Annotated in this window: 15 protein-coding genes; 7 read left to right on the top strand and 8 right to left on the bottom strand. The window is 63.6% G+C overall.

Annotated features, from left to right (window positions below; genetic code table 11):
• Positions 1-124: 124 nt before the first annotated feature.
• The 6 genes from N0K08_RS15590 to N0K08_RS15565 all read right to left on the bottom strand — a co-directional run bounded on the left by N0K08_RS15590 (position 125) and on the right by N0K08_RS15565 (position 5,944).
• Complete coding sequence (locus N0K08_RS15590; RefSeq protein WP_261501308.1) at positions 125-622, bottom strand: thiosulfate oxidation carrier protein SoxY; 498 nt, start codon at positions 620-622, stop codon at positions 125-127.
• Positions 609-1,940, bottom strand: coding sequence for an FAD-dependent oxidoreductase (locus N0K08_RS15585; protein ID WP_261501307.1), 1,332 nt, complete (start codon positions 1,938-1,940; stop codon positions 609-611). Before N0K08_RS15585 ends, N0K08_RS15590 begins: the two co-directional genes overlap by 14 nt.
• The gene (locus N0K08_RS15580; RefSeq protein WP_261501306.1) at positions 1,940-2,989 is read right to left on the bottom strand and encodes a YeeE/YedE family protein; all 1,050 of its coding nucleotides are present in this window, start codon (positions 2,987-2,989) and stop codon (positions 1,940-1,942) included. The genes N0K08_RS15585 and N0K08_RS15580 overlap by 1 nt, the downstream gene beginning before the upstream one ends.
• Before the next feature lie 5 nt (positions 2,990-2,994).
• Entirely contained in the window at positions 2,995-4,287 is a 1,293-nt protein-coding gene (locus tag N0K08_RS15575) for an NAD(P)/FAD-dependent oxidoreductase (protein WP_261501305.1), read from the bottom strand.
• Positions 4,287-4,598, bottom strand: coding sequence for a c-type cytochrome (locus tag N0K08_RS15570; protein WP_261501304.1), 312 nt, complete (start codon positions 4,596-4,598; stop codon positions 4,287-4,289). The genes N0K08_RS15575 and N0K08_RS15570 overlap by 1 nt, the downstream gene beginning before the upstream one ends.
• Positions 4,599-5,047: 449 nt before the next feature.
• Positions 5,048-5,944 carry a LysR family transcriptional regulator gene (locus N0K08_RS15565; RefSeq protein WP_261501303.1) on the bottom strand — a complete coding sequence of 299 codons (897 nt, stop codon included), beginning with the start codon at positions 5,942-5,944 and terminating at the stop codon, positions 5,048-5,050.
• 382 nt (positions 5,945-6,326) lie between these two features.
• Here N0K08_RS15565 and N0K08_RS15560 point away from each other — a divergent pair, with 382 nt between their 5' ends.
• Together N0K08_RS15560 and N0K08_RS15555 are read left to right on the top strand one after the other, a co-directional pair.
• Complete coding sequence (locus tag N0K08_RS15560; RefSeq protein WP_261501302.1) at positions 6,327-6,908, top strand: DUF1003 domain-containing protein; 582 nt, start codon at positions 6,327-6,329, stop codon at positions 6,906-6,908.
• 83 nt (positions 6,909-6,991) lie between these two features.
• Positions 6,992-7,669 (top strand): hypothetical protein, encoded by a 678-nt coding sequence (locus N0K08_RS15555; protein WP_261501301.1) that lies wholly within the window; start codon positions 6,992-6,994, stop codon positions 7,667-7,669.
• 83 nt (positions 7,670-7,752) lie between these two features.
• On the opposite strand, the gene cadR is transcribed toward N0K08_RS15555, so the two are convergent.
• Positions 7,753-8,196 carry a Cd(II)/Pb(II)-responsive transcriptional regulator gene (gene cadR / locus N0K08_RS15550; RefSeq protein ID WP_261501300.1) on the bottom strand — a complete coding sequence of 148 codons (444 nt, stop codon included), beginning with the start codon at positions 8,194-8,196 and terminating at the stop codon, positions 7,753-7,755.
• Positions 8,197-8,262: 66 nt separating this feature from the next.
• Between cadR and N0K08_RS15545 the strand changes: the two genes are divergently transcribed.
• Positions 8,263-10,671, top strand: coding sequence for a heavy metal translocating P-type ATPase (locus N0K08_RS15545; protein ID WP_261501299.1), 2,409 nt, complete (start codon positions 8,263-8,265; stop codon positions 10,669-10,671).
• Between the two features lie 232 nt (positions 10,672-10,903).
• On the opposite strand, the gene N0K08_RS15540 is transcribed toward N0K08_RS15545, so the two are convergent.
• The gene (locus tag N0K08_RS15540; RefSeq protein WP_261501298.1) at positions 10,904-11,686 is read right to left on the bottom strand and encodes an IclR family transcriptional regulator domain-containing protein; all 783 of its coding nucleotides are present in this window, start codon (positions 11,684-11,686) and stop codon (positions 10,904-10,906) included.
• A 175-nt stretch (positions 11,687-11,861) separates the two neighbouring features.
• Here N0K08_RS15540 and N0K08_RS15535 point away from each other — a divergent pair, with 175 nt between their 5' ends.
• Genes N0K08_RS15535 through N0K08_RS15520 form a run of 4 tightly spaced genes read left to right on the top strand, consistent with a single transcriptional unit; the run spans position 11,862 to position 16,261 of the window.
• Positions 11,862-12,857 (top strand): Bug family tripartite tricarboxylate transporter substrate binding protein, encoded by a 996-nt coding sequence (locus N0K08_RS15535; RefSeq protein WP_261501297.1) that lies wholly within the window; start codon positions 11,862-11,864, stop codon positions 12,855-12,857.
• Between the two features lie 34 nt (positions 12,858-12,891).
• On the top strand, positions 12,892-13,794 hold the full coding sequence (locus tag N0K08_RS15530; protein ID WP_261501296.1) for an SDR family oxidoreductase: 903 nt from the start codon (positions 12,892-12,894) through the stop codon (positions 13,792-13,794).
• Positions 13,795-13,801: 7 nt separating this feature from the next.
• Positions 13,802-14,716, top strand: a complete 915-nt coding sequence (locus tag N0K08_RS15525) for a MaoC/PaaZ C-terminal domain-containing protein (protein WP_261501295.1) — start codon at positions 13,802-13,804, stop codon at positions 14,714-14,716.
• Positions 14,717-14,719: 3 nt separating this feature from the next.
• Positions 14,720-16,261 (top strand): AMP-binding protein, encoded by a 1,542-nt coding sequence (locus N0K08_RS15520; RefSeq protein ID WP_261501294.1) that lies wholly within the window; start codon positions 14,720-14,722, stop codon positions 16,259-16,261.
• Positions 16,262-16,297 lie beyond the last annotated feature (36 nt).

Genomic DNA, 16,297 nt, shown 5'->3' with positions numbered 1-16,297 from the left:
AGCCCACACCCCGCCCTTCGTCGTTGCCCACTTTGCCCATACGTCCGTATGGGCTGCAGCGTGCGCCTAGAAGGGCGCGCCGTGGGCTACATGCGCATCCCCGAAGAAGATCGTAAACGCGTTCTTACATGCCGCAGCTGCCGGCGGTCACGCTGATGTGCTGGCGCGCGACCAGCACACGCCCGTCGTTCATGCGGGCCAGCACCTGGATGGCTTGCGACTGGATCAGGCGCAGGCGAATGCCCACTTCGGCCGTGCCCGCATGCGGCGTGAACTCGAAACTGCAGGCCAGGGGATGGGGGTTGCCTTCGGCAATGACGATCATCGCCTCGCAGTAGGAGGTGGGCGTCATGGGCAGTTCGACCTTGGCCTTGGCCGGCACGGACGCGGGGTTGTCACCCAGCACCGGCAGCTCCAGTTTCAGGCCTTGCTTGAGCGGCTGCGCGCCGCGCGAAAAAGCGTTTGTGATGCGCAGGATTTCCGCGGGATTGGCGCCTGTCAGGGCGGGTGCCGGACTGGTCTGGGCCAGCACCGCCGGCGACAACAGGCCCAGGCCCAGCCCCAGGGCCGAGCTTTCCATCAGGCGGCGGCGTGAAAGGGTCGTGGTGTCAGAGAAAGTCATTGAAGCGTCCGTTGATCCAGGCGAAATCGTCCTTGACCAGATCGTTGGTGCGCACATCCATGTCGATCTGGTTTTGCAGCACTCGGCCGCTGGCGTCGAGCTCGTATTCGAACTTGACGGAAATCTCTTCCTGCGGGTCGCCGTTGACCATCATGTAGCAGAGGTTGTCGGGCAACACGGCCACGACTTCCTTGCCCGACACGCGTTCGGCGATATTGCGCGCGACGATCTTGCCGATGGCATTGGCCACGTGCGCGCTCTTGGGGTAATGGCCGAACTGGCTGGAAACAAAGCCCATCAAGTCGCCCACGAAGTACACGCTGTCATCGGAGTTGGCCGTGAACAGGCGCGGGTGCATGTCGGCCCAGCCCGTGGGCTTGCCGTCGGCGCCTTTGCCGATCAGGCCCGCATGCCAGACCATGTCCGAGGCCTGGTGGGGCGGCATCAGCACGGCATCGTCGAAATCGAAATCGCCCGCGGCTGTCTTGATGCGTTTGTTGAAAGGGTCGACTTCCTTGACTCCGGCATTGGGCACATGGGTGATGATGTCCGGGTACAGCTCTCCGAACGCGGCGCGGTAGCCTTCGCCGATGGGGCCGATCTTGGGCTTGGGATCAAGGATCAGAATCTTGCCCGGGATCTTGTTCTTCTTCATGTGCCAGGCCATCAGGCAGGCGCGCTCATAGGGTGAGGGCGGGCAGCGGTGCGGCGGCGGCGGCAGCGTCATCACCATCACGCCGCCCTTGAACTCGTGGAGCTTGCGCTTCAAGGCGAACATTTCGCCGTTCGGGATGTAGGCGTTGGGGAAATGGGTGCGGGTGTACTCGCTGGCCTTGCGGTCGTTGCCGAACCAGGCGTCATAGGCGTTGCGAATGCCGCCAGCCAGAATCAGGTAGTCGTAATCGACGTTGCCCTGGGCCGTGCGCACGATCTTCTTGTCGCGATCGAAGCCCGTGACTTCGGTATTGACCAGCGTATAGCCGTATTTGTTGGCGGGGCCCAGCATGTCGCGGTTGACGAAATCGGTGTTGACGATATCGATCAGCCACTTGTTGCTCATGGGGCCGGACCAGAAGCTGGGGTTGCGCTCCAGCAGCACCACATCGGCCTGGGGAATCAGTTCGCGCAGGTAGCGGGCCGCGGTCATGCCGCCCCAGCCGCCGCCGCAGATCACGATGCGCGGGCCCTTGCCGGTGCGCGGCAAGAGCTGGGTCTTGCTATGGATGGCGGTGGGAAAGGCCAGGCCGGCCGTGGGCAGGGTGGCCGCGCCGAGCGCGAGTGCCGGCGGGGCGGCGAGAAAAATCCGTCGATTGAGCATTATTGTGCTTCCTTGTAATGCGAGAGCTGCCGTTCGGCGGCGAGGCCGAGCGCAATGCCGGCGACGATGGCGGCCAGGGCCGCAAAACTGGCCAGGGCCAGGGAGGAGAAACCGGCCAGGCCCTGGCCTATGGAGCAGCCCAGGGCCAGAACGCCGCCAAAACCCATGCAGACGCCGCCGGCGATGGCGGCCAGCAGGCGTGGCGTGGAGCTGAAGCTTTCGATGCGAAACGTCTTGCCCGCGAGCGCCAGGGCCAGCGCGCCCAGGCAGGTGCCGGCGACCAGCGCCACGCCAAAGTCGGCGGGCCGGCCCGTGGACAGCATCAGGTACAGCAGGCTGTCGCCCGTGGGCGCGACGAAGCTCAGCGACGTCAGCGGCAGCGGATCGAAGGGGTCGGCGCCCACATGGGCGGTGATCCACCAGCCCGCGGCCACGAGCAGGCCGATCACGGCGGCGCTGGCCAGGACGGGCAGTGTGTTTCTGGATGGGGCCGGGCGCAGCGCAAACCAGGCCAATGCCAGGGCCAGCAGGCCGGCCGTCCACAGCGCTGTCGGCGCCTGGGCCGTGCCCAGCCACTGGGCCAAGGCCTGGGCCAGATCCGGTGCGGGCGGCGAAACCACGCCCAGTGTCTGCAACTGTGCGCGCAGCGGCGCGAGCACGCCCGTGAGCGTGGCCTGCGCGGCCAGCCCCAGGCAGACCAGCACCACCAGGGAGCGCAGATTGCCGCCACCCAGCAGCACCAGCGCCCGCGCGCCGCAGCTGTTGGCCAACACCATGCCCAGGCCGAACAGCAGGCCGCCCAGCAGCACGCCGACCAGCGAAAACTGCGCGCGCATGGGCAAGGCCGTGGCCAGGTCCACGCTGCCCAGGGCTTGCAATGCCTGGCTGGCGAGCAGCGCCACGGCCATGGCCAGCGCAAAAGCGCGCAGCGGGGCGCTGTCCTGATCCTTGAGCTGACCGCGCACGCCGCGCAGCAGGCAAAAGCGGCCCCAGCGCGCGGCCATGCCGAAAGCGGCCCCGAGCAGCAGCCCGGCCGTGATTTTCTCCATGCCGCTCAGGCCCCCCAGATGTCGGCGCTGATCGCTGCGTACCAGGCCGCGCCGTAGCGGGCTTCGGCCGCGCGGAATGGCGCATCGCCCTGCAGCGGGCTGACGCCGCCCGAGCCCGACACTTCGATGATCTTCTCGTTCTGCGCGCGGTAGACCCCGGCCACCGAGATGCCGTAGTCCGTCCCGATCAGGCTGTAGCAGGTGTTGGCGTACGCGGCCTGCGGCGGCGCCAGGCCCTGCAGCTCGGCGCTGATGGCCGCGGCCACCACCTTGCCTTGCGTGTTGGCGCTGAAGCCGGACTTGGGCATGGGCGCGGCGATGGTGGCATCGCCGATCACATGCACGCTGGCCACGCGCGTGGATTCGAAGTTGCTGCCTTTGACCGGCACCCAGCCGCTGGCATCGGTGACGCCCGCGCGCTCGGCGATGAAGCCGGCCTTTTGCGGCGGAATCACGTTCAGCACCTGGGCCTTGTGCACGGCGCCGAACGCGGTCTCCACTTCCAGGCGCTGCGCATCGACGCGCATCACCTGGCCGTCATCGGATTGCCCCACCCATTCGATCATGTTGCCGTACAAGGCTTTCCAGCCCTGCAGGAACAGCGGTTTCTTGGAGAAATCGTCCTTGGCGTCGAGCAGCAGGATCTTGGAGCGCGGCTTGTGCTGCTGGAAGTAGTGGGCCACCATGGCCGCGCGCTCGTAGGGGCCGGGCGGGCAGCGGAACGGGTTTTCCGGGATCACCATGACGAAAGTGCCGCCGTCGGGCATGGCCAGCATCTGCCGGCGCAGCAGCTGCGTTTGCGCGCCGGCCTTCCAGGCATGGGGCGCGAGCTTGGCCGCGGCCTCGTCGTAGCCTTGCAACTGTCCCCAGCGCATGTCCACACCGGGCGACAGCACCAGCTTGTCCCAGACCAGGCGCTGGCCGTTCGACAGGGAGACGGTTCTGGCCTGGGCATCCACGTCCTGGGCGGTGGCATGCACCACCTCGATGCCCATGGCACGCAAAGCTTCAAAGCCATGGCCCAGGCTTTCCCACTCGCGCAGGCCGGCGAGGTAGAGGTTGGAGAACGGGCAGGTGTAGAAGCGCGCTGCCGGCTCGACCAGCGTGATCTTGAGCTTGGGCTGGTGCAGGCGCAGATAGCGCGCGGCCGTGGCGCCGCCAAAGCCGCCGCCAACGACCACCACATGGGCCGATGCGGACTGGGCACGCACCAGTGCCGGCATGGCCAGCGCCGCGCCGCCGGCGGCCAGGCTGCCAAGCGCCTGGCGGCGGGAAACGGGGGAGGGCAGTGTGTTCATTATTTGACCTCCGAAAACCATTGCGCCAAGGCCTGGATCTGCTGCGCGTCATAGCCTTTCATCAGGCGTGTCATGACCGTGGCATCCGGGGCCGTGCCGGCCTTGAAGGCTTGCATGCGTTCGAGCAGGCGGTCCCGGGGCTGGCCCGCGAGGCTGGGGATGGAGTTGGTCGACTTGCCGCTTTGCCCATGGCAGTTCACACAGGTGCCGGCGAGCAGCGAGACGGAGGGCTTGGAGAGTTCCTGGGCCCCGGCCGCACCGGCCAGGCATGGCAGCAGCAAGCCCAAAGCCAGCGTCCGCCAGGAGCGCACAGGCGTTCGCATTGGCGTTGAAGTCGATGGACTTTCGGGAAGCACAGAGGGCGGCACGGACGTGCTTGTGGCGTGCCGTGACGGCCACTGTTGTCTTGCGTGAATCATCCGGCGCACTCTACTTTTTCAACCGCGCTCCCATGACCATGGAGGGCGTTAGGTTTACAAGCGCGGCGAAGGCGCTTGGCGAGCAGGGACAGCCCTGGACTCTGGTGCCTCGTACTGCCCATCGCCACACCATTGCAGGACCGCACGGGTCACGTCACAACAGACGGGGCGGCGAAGGCGCGCCCTTGGCAAGGCACGTCGCAGCATGAGAAAAGACGCGCTGCACATGGCAGGCGAGCGTGCAATCTAGCGCCGGTGGTAACAAAACGCAAGCCAAACAGCCGTCACCGCAAGAAAACACTCGGGAATGCCCGGTCTGTGCCGCCAGCTTGCGCTCAGGATCAAGTGCGTGCGCTGCCAAAGTCTTGCAGCACCTTCAACACGGCGGCCACGGCCCCCGTGGGGGCTGCCGCCTGGCGATGCGCGATCGCCATGGGACGCATGAGCTGCGGCAGCAGATGGCGGATCTGTACCTCCGCGGAGTGCTGCAGATCTTCCACCTCTTCCAGCGGCAGCAGGGCTGCGCTCTGGCTGGCCACGGCGAGACTTTTCAAGGCGCCCGGGTAGCTCAGCGTCAGAAAGGGGCGGGGATTGAACCCGGCCTGTCCGAACCAGGCCGAGACGAGGCCGTGCATTTGCGTCGCCGGGGCGAATGAGGCCCATCGGCGGCCGGCCAGCCATCCGGGCGTGACCCGCTCCGGCGCATCCCAGGAGGCCGGCAGCAGCACCACCATCGGGTCATTGCGCCAGGGCGTCATGCGGATTTCCGCGACAACCGGCTGCGGGCTGGCGACGATGCCTATGTCGAGCGTGCCGGCCTTCAGGCGCTGCATCGTCTCGGCGGAGCCCACGGCCTCCAGCTTGATTTCGACGCCCGGGTTTTGCTGCGCCAGCGCTTCCAGCATCATGGGCAGAAGCCGCGTGCTGACACCCGCGGAGACGCCCACCCTGACCAGGCCTTCGCGGCCCGTGGCGCGGCGCTTCACCAGGTCGATGAGGTCGTCGCTGGCGGCCAGGAGCTTGCGCCCCTCCTGCACCAGGGCCTCACCCGCCGGGGTCAGCTCGGCCTGTCTGCGGCCGCGCACCAGCAGCGTGGCCTCCAGGCGTGACTCCAGCTCCTTGATGTGCAGGCTGACGGTGGGCGGCGCCAGATGCAGGGCCTGGGCGGCGGCCGCAAACGTGCCCAGATCGGCGATGGCAATCAGCGTTTGCAGCTGATCAAGATTCAGGTTACGCATCAGGATTTCTGACTTTGATGTTCATTGAATTCAACTTTACAGATGTTAAGGCAAAGCTGAGCATTGGCTTGCCATGTCCCACGAAACCTACCCCCCATCGCACAGCAAGTCTGCTGATTCCACGCAACAAAACGCAGCGGCCGCGCCTTCCCCGGGCGAGCGGTGGCAAGCATGGCTGGAATCAGCCCGGTCTGTTCTGGAGCGTGCACAAAAGCGCGTCACTGACAATTTCCGGGTGCCGCCCAACGGTGGATGAGCTGCGTGATGGGCTGCTTGCGGGCAGGGGGACAAGCGTGCATTGCGTTTAAAGTCGATTGCTGGGCCAAAGCGTATTCGTATTGGATGATTGAACGCGGCCACGGCCTTTCACCCGGAGATGCACATGCATACGTCTATCCCTGCCGTTGAGCGCTTGCTGGGCCGTCCCAGCGAGTCGCTGGACGCGCGCACCTTGAAGGTGGCCCAGCACATTGCCAAGCGAAAGCATATTTCGCGCAATCTGGAGGATGCGTCTGCGACCCCGTCCACGCTGGGCCAGCGCGCCGCCGACGCCGTGGCCCGGTTTGGCGGGTCTTGGACGTTTGTGGGTCTGTTTTCGGCAACGATGCTGGCCTGGGTGGTGGTGAATGCGGTGCTGCTGTTGCTGCACGGCAGCACGTTCGATCCCTACCCGTACATTCTCCTGAACCTGTTCCTGTCGATGCTGGCCGCGATCCAGGCCCCCATCATCCTGATGTCCCAGAACCGCGAATCCGAGCGGGATCGCATCCGCGGTGAGCACGACTACGAAGTCAATCTCAAGGCCGAGCTGGAAATCATGATGCTGCACGAAAAAATGGACTTGCTGCAGCAGCAGCAATGGACGGAGTTGATTGCGCTGCAGCGGGAACAACTGGTGCTGCTGGAAAAACTGGCATTGAAAGGCGTGCTGGATGCGTCCGGTCAGCGCGGCGAATCCACGTGATTCAAGGAAATGCCCCGCGGTTCGCACGGCAGCCTGGGTGAATGCGGCTATAAGCGAAGCATCGGACTTTTTTCATCAGGCCAATGAGTTTCATCAAAGCATTACCCGCATCGTTCATCGCCGTTTTCATGGTGGCTGGCGCACAAGCACAAGAGCCATTGACACCTCCCCAGGTCACCGAGCTGTTCATAGGAACGCTGGTGCACACGGACCCCACGGCGATGAAGTCGCTCAACGACTACCAGCGTCCGGCGCGGGTCGCCAACGGCAACGAAGGCGACTTCATCGACATCGAAAAGATGCTGGAAACCGATGCCATCTACGCGCAGCATCTTTCGAAAGCCGTGCTGCGACAGGTCAAGCTCAATGACGAGGACAAGGCAGTCCTGCAGCCCGATGTGGTGCTCTTGCTGCAAACCATTCGTGATGGGCAAAAACGCACGGTCTGCACCACGGGCACCGTGGAGCCGATCACGCAAGGCGTGCGCCCGGGCTACAAGACGGTGACCGTGGAGTTTGCCTGCAAGGCCGTCAATCCGTCAGAGAAGGTGACGACCGTCTTGCGGCGTGCGCATGCCGATGGCTGGAACACCCTGGAGCAATACCGCCAGGCCATGGTGACGCTGACGCAAGACTACAAGAATGCGCCCTTGACGCAGGACTTCAACGGCAAGTTCCCGCTCTCGTCCAAGGACAGCGAAACGCTCTGGCAAAACATCTTTCCACGCGAAAGCCTGGATATCAGCAAGGCGCTGTTTTGAAGAGCGCAAAAGCCTGCGATTGATGCGCGCTGCCTGATCAAGCCCCCGGTGCTGACGTATAGGAAGCTTCTCAGGCAGATACCTCAGGCGTGCACGCCTTTGATGTGCCTTCTCGAAGCCGACGGATTCTCGCCCGTGGTCTGCTGCAAGGATTCAAGCGCGCCACAATCTCCTATGCAGCCGCCGCCGGCGCAAGCGCTGCGGATTTCCTGGATCTGGCGCTTGAGTAGAGTGAGCTCGGAAATTCGCACCTGCACATGGCGCACATGTTCTTCGAGCAGCGCATTGACTTCGTCGCAAGGGCGACCAGGGTCGTCCTGCAGGTTGAGCAAGATGCGAATTTCAGAATGCGCCATATCGAGCGAGCGGCATCGCAAGATGAAGCGCAGGCGTTTTTCGTGCGCCTCGTCATAGTTGCGATAGTTGTTCGCGCCGCGCTCCGGCGGCTGCATCAGGCCTTCGCTTTCGTAGAAGCGTATGGTCTGCACTTGACAGCCTGCACGCGCGGCCAGCTCACCAATTTTCATCTGTTTCTTTCTGCTTGACCTTCTACCTACTATAGGCTTTCTAATGGGCTCAAGCAAGGAGTTCATATGACAGACAAATGCGGGTCGACGGGTTGCATCTCAAGGAGTGGCGGGGCACAAGCAGGAGCGGCAGGGGCCTGCGCTGCGCTGGAGCGCGCCACAACGGTACTCAACATCCCCGAGATGTGCTGCCCGACCGAGTTCAGCCTGGTGGAGAAAAAACTGCGTCAACTGGACGGGGTATTGAACGTCACGGCAGATTTCATGCGCAGAAACGTGCGCGTGGAGCATGACGCCGTGGCAACCACCGAGTTGCTGGAGGCTGCGCAGCGCTCCGGCATGGAGGTTCGGCTGCCCACCCCCGATTGGAAGGAAGAGCGCAGCACCATCGTCATCGAGAAGATGGACTGCCCCACGGAAGAGGCCTTGATCCGGCAACGACTGAGCAAGGAACTATGGGTCCAGGACCTCAGCTTCAACCTCTTGCAGCGCAAGCTCACGGTCGAGCATGCCGCTGGACGGCTGGACGACGTGCTCGCCGCTCTGAACGAGATAGGCATGAACGGCCTGCCGCAGCGGCGCGAAGCACCGGGAGAGTCGACCCAGCCGCAAGGCTCTCATGCGGGCGCCTATTGGAAGCTCGCCATCGGCGGCGCCTTGGCGCTGACGTCCGAGTTGGTCGCGCTCCAACTGGGTGACAGCTCGATCGGCGTCATCGGTCTCGCACTGGCAGCCATCGCTGTGAGCGGCGTCGAGACCTACCGCAAAGGTTGGATTGCTGTGCGGCACCTCAACCTCAACATCAATGCACTGATGTCCGTCGCTGTCACCGGCGCGGCCATTCTCGGGCAGTGGCCTGAAGCGGCGATGGTGATGGTCTTGTTCGCCATCGCGGAAATGATCGAGGCCCGTTCTCTCGACCGCGCGCGGCGAGCAGTCGAAGGGCTCATGTCCATGGCCCCTGAGACGGCGACGGTGAACACGCCGTCCGGCTGGAGGGAAGTGCCCGCCGCGGACGTCGCGGTAGGCGCAACGGTTCGAGCCCGGCCCGGCGAGCGCATCGCCTTGGACGGAAATGTGTCGTCCGGAAGCTCGGCTGTCGACCAATCGCCTATCACTGGCGAAAGCGTTCCGGTGGACAAGGTCGTCGGTGATGCGGTGTACGCCGGCACCATCAACCAGGACGGCGAACTGGAGTACCGCGTGACCGCCGCCGCCAGCAACTCTACCCTGGCGCGGATCGCGCACGCCGTACAGGAGGCACAGGGCACGCGCGCTCCCACGCAGCGCTTTGTGGACACGTTCTCGCGCTACTACACACCTGCTGTCTTCGCGGCAGCCATCGCCATCGCGCTCATTCCTCCACTGGGCATGGGGGCCGATTGGTTCACCTGGGTCTACCGTGCACTCGTGCTTCTCGTCGTCGCCTGCCCCTGCGCCTTGGTCATATCGACGCCGGTCACCGTGGTCTCGGGCCTGACTGCAGCTGCACGCCGCGGCATTCTCATCAAGGGAGGCGTTTTCCTTGAGCAAGGCCACCGGCTGCAAGTGCTGGCCTTGGACAAGACCGGGACCTTGACGCAGGGGCGGCCAGTGCTGACCGACGTCATTGCCCTAGCGGGGGACACGCCGGCCCTGTCGACCCTTGCCGCTGCACTTGCCGCGCGAAGTGATCACCCGGTTTCTCGCGCCGTGGCGGCGGGCCTGAAGGATTCAGCGGACCATCCCGAAGTGTCGGGCTTCTCTGCGCTGCGCGGCAGAGGCGTGGAGGGAAGCATGAACGGCGTGCTTTACCGGCTGGGAAATCATCGACTGGTGGAAGAGTCCGGTGCCTGCTCCGAGGACTTGGAGGCCAAGCTCGACGCCCTTGAGAAAGAAGGCAAAACTGCAATTGTTCTGACCGCAGGCGCGAAGGCTTTAGCCATCTTCGCGGTCGCTGACGTAGTGCGCCCAGAGAGCCGAGAAGCGGTCGCGCAACTCAAGCAACTCGGCATCCGCCCTGTGATGTTGACGGGTGACAACCGGCACACGGCCGAAGCCATTGCGCGCCAGGTCGGTATCACGGATGTGAGAAGCGAGCTCCTGCCCGAGGAGAAGCTCAAGGCCATTGAAGAGTTTGCGGCTGGCAATGCCGTGGTGGGCATGGTGGGCGATGGCATCAACGATGCGCCAGCGCTTGCCAAGGCGAATATCGGCTTTGCCATGGGCGCCGTGGGCACGGACGCGGCGATTGAAACCGCGGACGTGGCCCTGATGGATGACGACCCCCGCAAGCTGGCGGAGTTCGTGAAACTGTCCAGGGCCACCAAGGCTGTTCTGTGGCAGAACATCTCCTTCGCCATAGGCATCAAGGTGGTGTTTCTCAGCTTGGCTTTGACCGGTCAAGCGAACCTCTGGATGGCGGTCTTCGCCGACATGGGGGGAAGCTTGCTGGTCGTCTTCAACGGTCTGCGCCTGTTGCGCAAGAAGGCCTAGCATCCGCCTTGAGTCCCGCCGATGGCAATCCATCGAATCATTGAGCCGGGTGTCGCCGAGTCGCGTCACTGAGCGGTGGACATGACTGGGGCCATTTCCGACGGTCACCTGCAAACTGCTTGATCAAAGGCAGTTTCTGCACCCAGCGCATTGGCAGAAATTGTCGGTTGCTATTTGCCGTACTTGCAGGCTTTGGGGAGAGGTGCAACCCGCAGGCTTTCCATGCTCACTATCAATGCGCGCGTAGAAAAACGGGTGCCAGCCCCGCCAGCTGTGCCGAGGCGCTTCGCAGCGAGGGCAGCAGCTCTTCGATCGCCCTGGCCTGGGCATATTCCGAGCGCAGAAAGTTGCTGCTGATCGCCGCCGCGACCTGATTTTTCTCGTCGTAGATGGGAACGGCCAAGCCCGCGACGTGCGGGTCGAACTCGCCTTCCACCCAGGAAAATCCATCGTTGCGGATACGTACCAGCGACGATTCCAGGTCGGTGCGATTGGCCAGCGTGGTGGAGGTCAGTGGCGTGAGCTCATGCTGCTCCAGGTAGCGATTCAACACTTCGTTGTCGCTATAGGCCAGGAGCACTCTGCCGGGTGCGGTGGCATATGCGGGAATCCGGCTGCCCATTCCCAATCGCAGCGACATGATCTTGCTCGAAGGTATGCGCAGCACGAACACCGTGTCCTTGCCGTCGAATACCGCCAGCGCGCACGACTCCTGGGTCTGCACGCACAGCTGCTCCAGCACGCGCTGGGCATGCCCCCAGAACGGCAACGAGGTGAGGTAAGTCATGCCCAGGTTGAGCACTTTGGGTGTGAGGTGGAAGCTCTTGTCGGCACCGATCACGGCGTAGCCCAACTCGGTGAGCGTCAACAAGATCCGGCGCACGACCGTGCGGGGCAAACCGGAGTTCGCCGCGACGGTGGCGACAGAGTGCGGCCCGCTTTTTCCCATGGCTTCCAGCACGGCCAATCCGCGGGCGAAAGAGCGAACGAATCCTTCGTTGTCAGTGGTTGTCATCTCGATTTTCCTGGTGCATTGGATTGCGTGCGCGGTGCGGCTGAGTACACCACGATGCACAGCGCTATCGGTTTACAGGTTGACGCTTTTATGGAAATGGACAAGAATATCCTCCAGACGGATTAATAAATCCGCCAGGCGGACATTCTACCTCAGCCATTTGAAGGAGACAACCATGCAGAGACGACATGTATTGAGCTGTGCCACGGCCTTGTGTGCACTGCTGGGGCCTCAGGGAAATCTGTGGGCGCAATCCGCGGGTGCATCCATAGCGCTGCCGACCGGCAAGCCCTACAAGATCATTGCTCCCAGTTCACCGGGCGGCATACTGGATCTGACCAGCCGACTGCTGGCGAAGGCGCTGGGGGAGAGGCTCAATCAGCCGGTGATCGTGGAAAACCACCCGGGAGCGGGCGGCGCTCTGGGTATCCAGGCCATGCTCAAAGCCGAACCCGATGGGCGCACCCTGGTGATGGGCAGTCTGGGGCCGAATGCCGCCAATTACGAATTGCAAGCCAAGCTGCCCTATGCCTACCAGGACATGACGGCCGTCATCCATGTGCTGTCCATGCCGGATGTGGTGCTGGTCAATCCCAAGCTGCCAGTCAAGTCCGTGGCCGAGCTGAAGGCCTATGCGAAGTCCCAGCCGCAAGGCTTGTCCATGGCCGTGTCTACCAGCGGCTCATCGGGCCATCTGGCGGGGGCCTTGTTGAACCAGCGCACGGGGATTGCGGCCGTGGACGTGATCTACAAGGGCGCCAGCCCCGCCTTGACCGACCTGATGTCGGGCCAGGTGGACTACATGGTCGACAACATGATCACGGCCTTGCCTTTGATCCGCGGCGGCAAAGTGCGGGCCATTGCGGTCACCACCAAGGAGCGCAGCCAGGATCTGCCGGAGATTCCGACCTTGATTGAAGCGGGCTACCCGGATTTTGATGTCTCGGTGTGGCTGGGCCTGTTTGTGTCGTCCAAGACGCCTGCCGCCGTGGTGAAGGCGCTGAACGCTGAATTGAACAAGGCTTTGAGCGACCCTGAAGTGCGCAAGACGATGGCCCAGCAAGGCGGCTCGCCCATTGGTGGCAGCCCGGAAGATTTCGAACGCTTTGTGAAGTCCGAGAAGCTCCGTTGGACCGAAGTGATCAAGACGGGAAAGATCAAGGCGCAGTAAGTGGCATTGGCAGCAAGAAAACAGGAGACAGGCAATGAAAGACAAGGTCGTGGTGGTAACGGGTGCGGGCAATGGCATTGGGCGGGCAACCGCCTTGCTGCTCGCGCGCATGGGGGCGAAGGTTGTGGTCAACGACCTGGGCGGCAGCGGCAGTGGCGAAGGTTCGGACGCAGGTCCGGCGCTCATGGTGGTGCGGGAAATTGAAGCGGCGGGCGGGCAGGCCGTCGCCGACACCCACTCCGTGGCCAGCTGGGAAGGCGCAGCGGCCATCATCAAGACCGCCCTGGAGCGCTTTGGCCGGATCGACGGCGTGGTCAACAACGCCGGCATTCTGCGCGACCGCATCTTCCACAAGATGAATGAGCAGGAGTGGCGCGCGGTGCTGGACGTGCACCTCAGCGGCTCTTTTTACGTGAGTCGCGCCGCGGCAGCCCACTTCAAGGACCAGGGGAGCGGCAACTTTGTGCACATGACTTCGACTTCCGGCCTGATCGGCAATTTCGGGCAGGCCAACTACGCGGCGGCCAAGCTGGGCATCGCGGCCTTGTCCAAATCCATCGCCCTGGACATGGCCCGCTTTGGCGTGCGTTCCAACTGCATCGCGCCGTTTGCCTGGAGCCGCTTGATCGGCACGCTGCCCAGCGAAACCGATGCCGAAAAACAGCGCCTGGCACGCATGCAGTCGATGAAGCCCGAGCAGGTGGCGTCTGTGGCGGCGTTCCTGGTCAGTGACCAGTCGGAAGAGATCAACGGCCAGATCCTGGCGGTGCGCGGCAACGAAGTCATGGTCATGAGCCAACCCAGGCCGGTGGCATCGGTGCACAGCGCCACTGGCTGGGATCAGGAAAGCCTGTTGTCGCATGCCCTGCCGGCGCTCAAGCGCGCGTTCACGCCACTGGACCGTTCGTCGGACGTGTTCAGCTGGGATCCGGTGTGAGGTGCCCATGCTGAATGATGAAGTGCTCAGGAAGTGGCCGTTTGCCGATGTCGTGAACGCCTACAGCGAAGACGATTGCATTCGCTATGCGCTCAGTGTCGGCATCGCGGCCGATCCGTTGGACGCAGATGACTTGCGCTATGTCGTGGAGCCGGACCTGCAGGTGTTGCCCACGTTCGTGGCCACGGTGGGCGCTCCCGGCGCCTGGGCTTCGGATCCGGAGACCGGCATCGACTGGATGCAAATCCTGCACGGCGAGCACCGCATGCGCTTTTTCCGCGCGCTGCCAGCCCGGGGGGCCTTGCAAAGCCGCACGCGTGTGACGGGCCTCGTGGACAAGGGCGAGGGCAAGGGTGCTCTGGTCACCACGACGCGTGATGTCAGCGACGCCCACTCGGGGCAGTTGCTGGCCCAGGTCGAGCATGTGTCGTTCTGTCGTGCCGACGGCGGGTACAGCCAGGGGGGCGCCAGCGATGCGCCATTGGCGCCCTTGCCGGCGGCGCCAAGTCAAGCGGCACAAGCGTGCATGGAAATGCCGACGCAAAGGAATGCCGCGCTGCTGTACCGCTTGAATGGGGACCGCAATCCCATTCACGCCGTGCCCAGCGCCTGGCGCAAAGCGGGCTTTGAGCGGCCCATCCTGCATGGACTGTGCACTTACGGCATGGCGGCGCAGGCCTTGGTCAAGCTGGCTTGCGACGGCGATGCCGCCAGGCTGGGCAGTATCGCGGCGCGGTTTTCCGCACCGGTGTATCCCGGCGAAACCTTGGTGTTCAGCCTGTGGCGTGGCAGCCAGACGGCGTCTGAACAGTCATTTCATTTCGAAGTGCATGTCAAGGAACGCGGCGTCAAGGTGCTCAGTCACGGCGCGGCCGTTGCCAAGGCACGGCCTTTGCCCATGGTGGACAGTGTTGGAGTGTGAACAATGCCAGATATTGAAAGCTTCGCGAAAACCAATCCTGACGGGGTGGCGTATCGCATGGTGCCCTCCGGGCAGTGGGTGACCTGGAAGGAACTGGAGCAGCGTTCACGCCAGTGCGCTGCGGCCTTGGTGGCCTCGGGCCTCAAAGAGGGCGACGGCATCGCCATCTTTCTGGAAAATCACGTCCGCTACTTCGAACTCATCTGGGCCGCGTTTCGGGTGGGCCTGTACTACACCACCATCAGCCGCCATTTGAAAGTGGATGAGGTGAAGTACATCCTGCAGGACTGTGACGCGCAGGCGGTCTTCTGCTCCAGGCAAAGCTTGCAGGATTTTGACGCCCGGGTTCTGACCGAACTACCGATACAGCGCGTGGTTCTCGACGGGCGGCATGCCGGCTTCGACAACTACGAGGATTTTCTGGCGTCCGTGGCGCCCGATGTGGTGCTGCCTGCAACGCTGCCGGGCATGGATTTTTGCTATTCCTCCGGGACTACGGGCCTGCCCAAGGGCATCAAGCGCCCGCTGAGCGATGCCAACAAGTTCTTCGCGGCCCAGGACGAAGAGCGCACACGCTGGAAGAATTTCGACCACCGCACGGTCTACCTGTCGACCGCGCCGTTCTATCACACGGCGCCCGTGCGCTGGAACATGAACGTGATGAAGGCCGGCGGCAGCTGCGTGATGCTGGAGAAGTTCGATCCTCTGCTGGCGCTGGACGCCATCGAAAGCCATGGCGTGACCCATGCGCAATGGGTGCCGACCATGCTGATTCGCCTGCTGCGCCTGCCGGACGAGGAAAAGGCACGCTTTGATCTGAGCAGCATGCGCTTTGCCATCCACGCGGCGGCGCCATGCCCGGCCGCCGTCAAGGAGCAGATGATTGCCTGGTGGGGGCCCATCCTGTACGAGTACTACAGCGGCACGGAATTGGTCGGCAGGACGTCGCTGGACTCGCAGGAATGGCTGACGCACAAGGGCTCGGTCGGACGGGCCGAGTTTGGCCAGGTGCATGTGGTCGATGAAGCGGGCCAGGAGCTGGCGCCAGGCACGCCGGGGGTGATTTACTTCTCCGGTGGAGGGCGCTTCGATTACCACAAGGATCCCGCAAAAACCCGCCAGGCCTACAACGACAAGGGCTGGGCCACCTATGGCGACATTGGCTACCTCGATGAGCACGGCTACCTGTATTTGACCGACCGCCTGGCCAACACCATTGTTTCCGGCGGCGTCAACATCTATCCGCAGGAAGCCGAAAACATCCTGGCCATCCACCCGGCCGTGGCCGATGTGGCCGTGGTCGGCGTGCCGAATGAGGAATTTGGCGAGGAAGTCAAAGCCGTGGTGCAGCTGCGCAACCCTGGCGAGGCGAGCGATGCCCTGGCGGCCGAGCTGATTGCCCATTGCCGCAGCAGCATCTCGGCCATCAAATGCCCGCGTTCGGTGGACTTCGTGAGCGAACTGCCGCGTGCCGAATCCGGAAAACTGCTCAAGCGCCTGGTGAAAGCGCGCTATTGGCCCGAGAAAAGCCAGATCGCACATTGAGGCGGACAGGGGATGGAATGACCAAGGAGACAAGAC

The sequence above is a fragment of the Acidovorax bellezanensis genome (assembly GCF_025421555.1).
In the GTDB taxonomy this organism is placed as follows: Bacteria; Pseudomonadota; Gammaproteobacteria; order Burkholderiales; family Burkholderiaceae_C; genus Comamonas; species Comamonas bellezanensis.
Note: the sequence above shows the minus strand (reverse complement) of the source record. Positions and strands in the feature narration are given on the sequence as shown.

What these genes read in the sequence shown, in the direction of transcription:
- N0K08_RS15590 (WP_261501308.1), bottom strand. Translation starts at nt 622, where the DNA reads ATGACTTTCTCTGACACCACGACCCTTTCACGCCGCCGCCTGATGGAA.
- N0K08_RS15585 (WP_261501307.1), bottom strand. Translation starts at nt 1,940, where the DNA reads ATGCTCAATCGACGGATTTTTCTCGCCGCCCCGCCGGCACTCGCGCTC.
- N0K08_RS15580 (WP_261501306.1), bottom strand. Translation starts at nt 2,989, where the DNA reads ATGGAGAAAATCACGGCCGGGCTGCTGCTCGGGGCCGCTTTCGGCATG.
- N0K08_RS15575 (WP_261501305.1), bottom strand. Translation starts at nt 4,287, where the DNA reads ATGAACACACTGCCCTCCCCCGTTTCCCGCCGCCAGGCGCTTGGCAGC.
- N0K08_RS15565 (WP_261501303.1), bottom strand. Translation starts at nt 5,944, where the DNA reads ATGCGTAACCTGAATCTTGATCAGCTGCAAACGCTGATTGCCATCGCC.
- N0K08_RS15560 (WP_261501302.1), top strand. Translation starts at nt 6,327, where the DNA reads ATGCATACGTCTATCCCTGCCGTTGAGCGCTTGCTGGGCCGTCCCAGC.
- N0K08_RS15555 (WP_261501301.1), top strand. Translation starts at nt 6,992, where the DNA reads ATGAGTTTCATCAAAGCATTACCCGCATCGTTCATCGCCGTTTTCATG.
- cadR (WP_261501300.1), bottom strand. Translation starts at nt 8,196, where the DNA reads ATGAAAATTGGTGAGCTGGCCGCGCGTGCAGGCTGTCAAGTGCAGACC.
- N0K08_RS15545 (WP_261501299.1), top strand. Translation starts at nt 8,263, where the DNA reads ATGACAGACAAATGCGGGTCGACGGGTTGCATCTCAAGGAGTGGCGGG.
- N0K08_RS15540 (WP_261501298.1), bottom strand. Translation starts at nt 11,686, where the DNA reads ATGACAACCACTGACAACGAAGGATTCGTTCGCTCTTTCGCCCGCGGA.
- N0K08_RS15535 (WP_261501297.1), top strand. Translation starts at nt 11,862, where the DNA reads ATGCAGAGACGACATGTATTGAGCTGTGCCACGGCCTTGTGTGCACTG.
- N0K08_RS15530 (WP_261501296.1), top strand. Translation starts at nt 12,892, where the DNA reads ATGAAAGACAAGGTCGTGGTGGTAACGGGTGCGGGCAATGGCATTGGG.
- N0K08_RS15525 (WP_261501295.1), top strand. Translation starts at nt 13,802, where the DNA reads ATGCTGAATGATGAAGTGCTCAGGAAGTGGCCGTTTGCCGATGTCGTG.
- N0K08_RS15520 (WP_261501294.1), top strand. Translation starts at nt 14,720, where the DNA reads ATGCCAGATATTGAAAGCTTCGCGAAAACCAATCCTGACGGGGTGGCG.